This is a genomic window from Arthrobacter gandavensis, assembly GCF_039528575.1.
Lineage (GTDB): Bacteria > Actinomycetota > Actinomycetes > Actinomycetales > Micrococcaceae > Arthrobacter_B > Arthrobacter_B citreus_B.
In genome coordinates, this window is sequence record NZ_BAAALV010000004.1 from 94,984 (window position 1) to 102,330 (window position 7,347).

Genomic DNA, 7,347 nt, shown 5'->3' on the forward strand with positions numbered 1-7,347 from the left:
TTTAGGCCTGGTCCGCCGTGCCGGCGCCGTCGGGCTGTGCTGGGCTGGACTGGGCTTGGCCGGACTGGGCTTGGCCGGACTCGGGCGCGGTGCCGAGCCGGCGCCCGCCGCGGCGGTAGGCCGGCGTCGTGGCCAGCACCAGGTTGATCGCCAGCGCACAGCCGATAATCACTCCGGCCATGGACAGCGCAGAACCGCCGAACACGCCCACCAGCGGGCTGATGAGCCCGGCAAGTCCCACCTGCAGGCAGCCCAGCAGCGCGGCGGCTGTTCCGGCCATGTGCCCGTAGCCGTCCAGTGCCAGGGACGTTGCGTTGGAGAAGATGAAGCCCAGCATGCCCAGCACCACCCAGAGTCCCGCCACGAGGCCAACGACGCCGCCGAAACCGGTGGCGATGATGATCGGCAGGATCACTGCCAGCACCAGCAGCACCGGGGCTGCGATGCGCAGGATGCCGGCGGAGGGATACCGGTTCAACAGGGACGCGTTCACCTGGGACGAGACCACCATGGCGACGCCGTTTACGGCGAAGATCAGGGCGAAGGCCGCGGGGGAGAGCCCGTACTCCTCCTGCATCACGAACGGCGAACCCACCACGTAGCTCATGATGATTCCCATGGACAGGCCGGGAATGACGGCGAACGCAAGGAAGCGGCGGTCGCGCAGCAGGATCCGGTAGCCTCCCGGCTTGCCGGACTTCGGGGTTCCCTTTTTCGCCTTCGTCAGGCGCCGCTCCGGAGGCAGGGTTTCCGGCATCCAGCGCCAGACGATGACCACCAGGATGACGCCGATCAGCGCCAGTGCGTAGAAGACGGCCCGCCAGGCCCAAATACCGGCCACCGCCTGGCCCAGGGTGGGAGCCAGCAGCGGCGCCAGGCCGATCATCAGCATCAGCCGGGAGAGCAGGCGCGCGGCGTCGGATCCGGTGAACCGGTCGCGGATTACGGCGATGGCCACCACGGAGGCGGCAGCGTTGAAGAAGCCCTGCATAATACGCAGGCCGATCAGCAGGCCGATGTTCGGGGCAATCGCACACAGCAGCGACGTCACCACGTGCATTGATATGCCGATCAGCAGCGGCAGCCTTCGGCCAAACCGGTCGGACAGCGGCCCGATGACCAGCTGGCCCACGGCGGTTCCCAGCAGGGTGCCGGAGAGCGTGAACTGGGCTGCCGTCGTCGTGGTGGCCAGGTCCGAGGCGACTTCAGGCAAGGCCGGAAGGTACATGTCGGTGGTCACGGCCGGCAGCGCAGCGAGGGCGCCGAGCATCAGGATGTACTTCAGGCTTCGGGAGCGGGAGGAAGTGCGTGCGGGGGAGGTTTTGGACACCGGGGAAGGGCTCCTAAGCAGGATGATGAAGACGGTGGGCCTCGGCCAGTATAGGCGAGGGGCGGAAGCGTTGACCCCGGGAGGGCGGAGTTCCACACTGGAGGAACACGCTGGGGGAACCCCTGTTGACCGCCCACCGAGCTGAGGCGATACCCATGGAAAAACGGATCCTGGATTACCCCGACTGGCAGGACACAGCAGACACCCTGCACCTCTTCCTCCAGATGGCCGGCAAGGTCAAAGTTGAACGCAGCGTCAAGCGGCCGGGGTGGGCCCATGTACGGCTGCCCCTGACCGTCGACGGGATCGGCACCGGCATCATCCCGGCCGGCGGATTCAGCTTCGAGATCTACTTCAACCTGCGCCGGCATCATGTTGACGTGCAAAACACCGACGGCGGCACATCACGCATTCCGCTGGGTGACGGGCTGAGCGTGGCCGACTTCCACTCACAGCTAATGGCCGCGCTGGACTACATTGGAGCGCCGACGGCGATCAACACCACGCCGCAGGAGTTCTACGACGAGACACCGTTCGATGAGGACACCAAGCACCGCTCCTGGGACCGGGAAGCCGTGGAGCTGTACCTGGAGAACCTGCATTTCGCGTACCGCTGCCTGTCCCGGTTCCTGTCTCCCTTCCGCGGCAAGGTGGATATGCCGGAGTTTTGGTTTGGCACCATGGACCTCTCCGGCTCGGTGTTCGCCGGGCAGGCCGCCCCCTACAGCGGTACCGACGTGATCGGCGTGAACTGTTTCGACGAGAAGTTCGTGGAGTACGGGTTCTGGCCCGGGGACGTAAAGATGTCCCAGCCGGCGTTCTTCGGCATGCCGTACCCGTTCTTCTCCGGCATAGAAAGCTACGCGTCCATGCTGAAGCCGGACCGCGCAGAGTTCCGGCCGCAGATGAGCGAGTTCATCCTTACCTTGGAGGACGCCTTCTCCTATCCGGATCCGGAACAGGCGGTGGTGGACATGTGCCGCTCGAGCTTTGAGATTGTGCAGCGAATGGACCGCTGGGCAGACCTGGAATGGATAACCGAACCGCTGGCTTACCCTGCATCGTCTCCGGGATAGGCTCCGGAATTCCGGCGCGGCAGGGAAGCCAGATAGGCCAGGGCCGCCGTAAGCCCCGCTTCGAATGCCGCATCAGACCTGCCGCTAAGCGGTTCCGCTCCGGCGGTCATGGCCCGGTGCAGGACGGGCTCCGACTCCGGGGAAGCCTGCCAGGCGGCGGAGGGCCCGGCCGTGTCCACGGATGAGCCGAGGCACAGGATGTCCAGTACGGAGATGCCCAGGATGACCTGGGCGTCGTCGAAACCCGCCCCGGCCAGGAGCGCTGCAAGGCGCTCGTAGATTTCCAGCGTGGGGGAGTCGGTGACCGCTTCCCCCACCAGCAGCGGAATGGCTTTGGCATGCAGGCTCAGGACCTTGCGGTAATTCCTCGTCCAGGCGGCCGCCTGCTCCTGCCAGGATCCATCTCCCGGCGGGAAGCCGGCCAGCGCCTGGGCGCCGATGATGGAACGCATGCCGTTGATGATCTCCGGGCGGCCCTGAACGTGATGGTAGAGCGAGGAAGGGCTCACTCCCAGGCGCTGCGCGAGCTGGGGGATCGTGAAATCCCCCAGCTCGTCGACCAGTTCAAGCGCACCCGTGTGGATTTTCTCCAGCGACAGCAGCGGGGTGCGTGGCCTGGCCATGGTTCTCCTCGTATGTGGCGGTGCTAGTCGAACACAATGACGCTGCGGGCTCGTTCCCCGCGGCGCATGGCGTCAAACGCCTCGTTGACGTCATCCAGCCTAATCCGATGGGAAATCAGCCGGTCCACCGGTAGCTTTCCGGCAAGGAAGAGCTCCGCCAGCCGCGGGAAATCCCGGCCCGGAACGGTGGAACCGTAGTTGGAACCGATCAGGGACTTGCCGGTTTCCGCCAGCGCCAGCGCATCGATGGACACGGGGGCATCCTGCGGGGGCAGCCCCACCAGCACTGCCTTGCCTCCGGCGGTGATGAGCCAGGGGAGTGACTCGATGGTTTCCACCCGGCCGATCGCCTCGAAAGCAAAGTCCGCGCCGGTGCCGGTGATCTCCTGGACGCGGGCGGCCAGGTCGTCACCCGGCTTCAGCGTGTGGGTTGCCCCGAAACTGCGGGCAGCCTCGAGTTTCTCGTCGCTGAGGTCGACGGCGATGATGGGGTTCGCGCCCACCAGGTTCAGGGCCATGATGATGGACAGTCCCACTCCGCCGGTGCCAACGACGACGGCGGACTGCCCGGCCTGGACAGCGGCGTCGTTGACCACGGAGCCGTAGCCCGTGGCGATGGAGCAGCCAATCAGGCTCGCGACGTCGAACGGTACCTCCGCTGGAACCTTGATGGCGGCAGATTCGGGAACCACTGTGTATTCGCTCATCGAACCGACGGAGAGGTAGGGGAAGAGCTGCGTCCCGGCGTCGCTCAGTGCCGTGGTGCCGTCCGGCAGCAGGCATTCTTCGGAGCGGCTGCCGGTGCAGACGAAGGAGCGGCCCGAAAGGCAGGCGGTGCAGCGCCGGCACGGGTAGAACCAGGACAGGATCACGTGGTCGCCCACGGCAACGTCTTCCACGCCCTCGCCGATGGCTTCCACGGTGCCGGCGCCCTCGTGGCCCATGACGGTGGGGGAGGGCAGCTGCCAGTCGCCGTCGAGCACATGGCGGTCGGAGCCGCAGACGCCTGAGGCTCCCAGGCGTACCAGCACCGTGCCGGGGCCGGGCGGGGCGATCTCGATGGTGCGGATGTCAAGCGTCGTCGACGCTCCGTCATGGACGGCTGCGCGGGTCTTGCGGGCGGAGGAAGTCATGCGTGGTCCTTACTGCGGTTTGTTGCGGTGGAGGCTGGGCTGGCGGGCGGTTCGGGCGGGTCCTGGAAACCGCCCAGGCCGCGCCGCCGGTAGGCCAGTGACGCGAGCACGTAGTAGACGGCGCCGGCGAGCAGCGCTGCCGGCAGCGACGCGGTGGTGTACCTGAAGACCGGAAGGGTTTCCAGCGTGACCGGGTTGTAGATGGCCAGGTAGAAGGCGGCCCCGGCGGCGACGGCGGCCAGGCCGGCCCAGTTGAGTCCGCCGGAGAAGTGGTACCGGCTGGCGGCGCCGGGCTGGAAGATGTCCGGAAGGTTGATGTGCTGCCTGCGCAGGAGGAAGTAGTCGGCGATGATGGCACCGCACATAGCGGAGAGGAAGGCGCCGCTGATGGTCACGAAGACCATGAACTGGTCGTACATAAAGCCGGGGAAGAAGGCCAGGATTGCTGGCAGGACAAAGAATCCGGCGCACAGCAGCGGCCACGGTGTTTTCGCCAGCAGGCTTCCGCTCGCCTGGCGGAGCGCGAGCACGGTCGAGTAGACGATCGACGAGGTGCTGGTGATGTTCGCGAAGGCGATGAACAGCAGGATGGCCGCGCCAAGGACCGGCCCGCCGAAGGGCAGCATCCACACTGTGGGATCGGAGTCGCCAAGGGTCAGCGCGGCACCCATGCCCACCATCTGGGCGATGATCGTGGCAACGAACAGGCCGCCGTATGCCGGCCACAGGGCCGCCTTGGGCGACTTGGTCAGCCGGGCCAGGGAACCCATGACCGGGTACCAGGAAACCCCCACGCCGGCGTTGAACTCCACGGCCAGCATAAAGTTCAGCCGGTCGTCCTCGAAGGGTGCCAGGGGTGAGGCGGTCAGCAGGGCGTCCCAGGAGGTGTTCAGGACGAGGAAGACCATCAGGCCTGCCGTGATGACCACCAGCCCGGGTGCGATGAATTTGTTGAACCGGCCGATCATGACCGGACCGCGGGAGAGGATCCACCAGGCCGCTGCGATAGCCAGGAGCGCCACCACCGTGACCATCACTGATTCGGGACCGAAGTCCGTACCGAACGCTTCGTTGGACACCTGCGTGACCGCCCGGCCCACCATGATGGAGAGCAGGGAGGACCAGCCCATCTCGGTCACCAGGATGACGGTGAAGACCAGGATGCCCACGCCCACCAGCCCGAACACGGGGCGGAGCATGGTGTACTGCTCACCGCCGTGGCGCTGGCTCGAAACCACCGATGCCAGCACCATAAAGGAGAGGCCGATGGCGTTGCCGATGACCATTGCCGCCAGGCCCTGCTGGAAGCCGACGAGCAGTGCGGTGGAGCCTCCGACCAGGAACGCCCAGGTGGCGATGGCCAGCGAGACGTTCACCCAGGTGAATTCCGCGCCGCTCCAGATGCGTTCACTCTTCAGCAGCGGAAAGGAGCCCAGGGTCGCCCCGCGGGACGCGTCGGGCTCAGCGCTGCGCCTGCCGCCGCTCACAGCACCATCACCAGGAGGCCGAGCAGGCACAGTGCTGCGGTGGTGCCGACGTAGGCGGCGAGTTCCCGGCTGGTCAGGGCCCGGCGTGACGGGTCCTGGTGCTCATCTTCAGCTATGGCGCGCAGGCGGCCGGCGAGTTCATCGCCTGGCGAGGTAATCGGTTCCACGTGTCTCCTCGGGTTCACAAAGACGAATAACCGAATGACATTCGGTTTGGTGAACATGCTTGTGCCTATCATGGGAAGAGTCAACGGTTTTTGTGATTGTGACCACCGCATGACGCGGCGGCCCACACCCCGAACAGGAGTAGGAATGGCCCGCATAGCCGCGCTGCAGGCAGAGTCCCGCGTGGGTGAACCCACGGAAAACCTGGCCCTGATCCGCAGGGCCGCGGTTCGGGCTGCGGAGGCCGGAGCAGACCTGCTTCTCACGCCGGAACTCTTCGCCACGGGCTATGCGCCGGCCCTCGCGGCGAGCTCCGACGGCGCGGGGATCCGGAAGGAACTGGCGGCCATCGCGGACGAGGAAGGCATTGGCCTCGTCGCCTCGACCGTCGAGGATGATTCCGGCACCCGGTTCATCTCCGCTTCCTTCTTTGACGAAACCGGGACCGAACTCCTGCGCTACCGCAAAGCCCATCTGTTCGGGGATGAAGAGCGAAGCGCGTTTATGCCCGGCGCAGGAATGCCCCGGACCGCAGAATTCCGCGGCCTGCGCGTAGCCCTGGGCATCTGCTACGACATCGAGTTCCCCGAGTACGCCAGGGCTGCGGTCCGGGCAGGCGCGGACCTGCTGTGCATCCCGACGGCAGTGCCTGCCACCGGAGACGTAGGTGGCCCGCAGCCGCTGCATACGTACAACGCCGAACGGATCTCCACGCTGCTCGTGCCTGCCCGTGCGCTGGAGAACGGGGTCTACATTGCGTATGCAAACCACTCCGGCGCCGGCTTCACCGGCACCAGCGTCATTGCCTCACCGTATGGCACCCTGCTGGCTGCTGCGGGCGCGGACGGGGAGGAGCTGCTGCTGACAGACATTCATCCGGATGAGGTGCAGCGGGCCCGGCGCATCAACACCTATGCCCATGACATGCGGCCGGAGCTGTATCGGTAGGTTTGGCTCCAAACGCGGGGAGGGGCAATTCGCGTCTTCCGCGGGCATGCTGACATAATGTTGGCAAACCCCCTTCGGAAGGCGGCCCTGCTCCATGACTCCACGCAAACTGTTCACCACCCTGGCTTTTGCCGAGGCCGTGACGTGGACCCTGCTGATCGCGGCCCTGGTGGCCAAGTACGCCTTTGGCAACGAAGCGTTCACGCCCATTGCCGGCGGACTGCACGGCTTTGTTTTCCTTTCCTATGCGGCAGTGACCGTGTTTGTGTGGGTCAACCAGAAATGGCCGGCAGCTACCGGCGTGCTGGGCGTTGCGCTCGCCGTCGTTCCCTGGGCCACCATCCCGTTTGAGAAGTCGCTGGATAAGCGCGGAATGCTGGACGGCGGCTGGCGCCTGGGCCCGGGCGGCGAGGAGCCGAAGAACTTCGTGGACAAAGTCCAGGCACTGGTGCTGCGCCGCCCCGTGGCTGCGGGCTTGGTTGCCGTTGCCGGAGTCGCCGTCGTCTTTTTGATCCTGCTTTATCTTGGACCGCCCATCCCCAAGGGCTAAACACTTCAATACAGAGGCACCGGCGGTTCCCCTCG

Annotated in this window: 8 protein-coding genes; 3 read left to right on the forward strand and 5 right to left on the reverse strand. The window is 66.0% G+C overall.

Features of this window, described 5'->3' with window-relative positions; translation table 11 throughout:
* Position 1: 1 nt before the first annotated feature.
* Positions 2-1,330, reverse strand: coding sequence for a multidrug effflux MFS transporter (locus ABFX29_RS11755; protein WP_246167725.1), 1,329 nt, complete (start codon positions 1,328-1,330; stop codon positions 2-4).
* A gap of 155 nt (positions 1,331-1,485) precedes the next feature.
* Here ABFX29_RS11755 and ABFX29_RS11760 point away from each other — a divergent pair, with 155 nt between their 5' ends.
* Positions 1,486-2,406, forward strand: coding sequence for a DUF5996 family protein (locus tag ABFX29_RS11760; RefSeq protein ID WP_152229340.1), 921 nt, complete (start codon positions 1,486-1,488; stop codon positions 2,404-2,406).
* Here ABFX29_RS11760 and ABFX29_RS11765 read toward each other — a convergent pair.
* The 4 genes from ABFX29_RS11765 to ABFX29_RS11780 are packed head-to-tail and all read right to left on the reverse strand — an operon-like array spanning position 2,382 to position 5,816.
* Positions 2,382-3,029, reverse strand: coding sequence for a TetR/AcrR family transcriptional regulator (locus tag ABFX29_RS11765; protein WP_152229339.1), 648 nt, complete (start codon positions 3,027-3,029; stop codon positions 2,382-2,384). The genes ABFX29_RS11760 and ABFX29_RS11765 overlap by 25 nt on opposite strands.
* A gap of 23 nt (positions 3,030-3,052) precedes the next feature.
* Positions 3,053-4,162: an alcohol dehydrogenase catalytic domain-containing protein gene (locus ABFX29_RS11770; protein ID WP_152229338.1), complete on the reverse strand. Its 1,110-nt coding sequence runs from the start codon at positions 4,160-4,162 to the stop codon at positions 3,053-3,055.
* A complete protein-coding gene (locus ABFX29_RS11775) occupies positions 4,159-5,649 on the reverse strand; it encodes a cytosine permease (protein WP_246167723.1) in 1,491 nt (496 codons plus the stop codon). Before ABFX29_RS11775 ends, ABFX29_RS11770 begins: the two co-directional genes overlap by 4 nt.
* Positions 5,646-5,816 (reverse strand): hypothetical protein, encoded by a 171-nt coding sequence (locus ABFX29_RS11780; protein WP_170287809.1) that lies wholly within the window; start codon positions 5,814-5,816, stop codon positions 5,646-5,648. Before ABFX29_RS11780 ends, ABFX29_RS11775 begins: the two co-directional genes overlap by 4 nt.
* A 145-nt stretch (positions 5,817-5,961) precedes the next feature.
* Between ABFX29_RS11780 and ABFX29_RS11785 the strand changes: the two genes are divergently transcribed.
* On the forward strand, positions 5,962-6,762 hold the full coding sequence (locus tag ABFX29_RS11785) for a nitrilase-related carbon-nitrogen hydrolase (protein WP_152229336.1): 801 nt from the start codon (positions 5,962-5,964) through the stop codon (positions 6,760-6,762).
* 94 nt (positions 6,763-6,856) lie between these two features.
* On the forward strand, positions 6,857-7,312 hold the full coding sequence (locus ABFX29_RS11790; protein ID WP_152229335.1) for a DUF3817 domain-containing protein: 456 nt from the start codon (positions 6,857-6,859) through the stop codon (positions 7,310-7,312).
* Positions 7,313-7,347 lie beyond the last annotated feature (35 nt).

What these genes read in the sequence shown, in the direction of transcription:
- ABFX29_RS11760 (WP_152229340.1), top strand. Translation starts at nt 1,486, where the DNA reads ATGGAAAAACGGATCCTGGATTACCCCGACTGGCAGGACACAGCAGAC.
- ABFX29_RS11765 (WP_152229339.1), bottom strand. Translation starts at nt 3,029, where the DNA reads ATGGCCAGGCCACGCACCCCGCTGCTGTCGCTGGAGAAAATCCACACG.
- ABFX29_RS11770 (WP_152229338.1), bottom strand. Translation starts at nt 4,162, where the DNA reads ATGACTTCCTCCGCCCGCAAGACCCGCGCAGCCGTCCATGACGGAGCG.
- ABFX29_RS11785 (WP_152229336.1), top strand. Translation starts at nt 5,962, where the DNA reads ATGGCCCGCATAGCCGCGCTGCAGGCAGAGTCCCGCGTGGGTGAACCC.
- ABFX29_RS11790 (WP_152229335.1), top strand. Translation starts at nt 6,857, where the DNA reads ATGACTCCACGCAAACTGTTCACCACCCTGGCTTTTGCCGAGGCCGTG.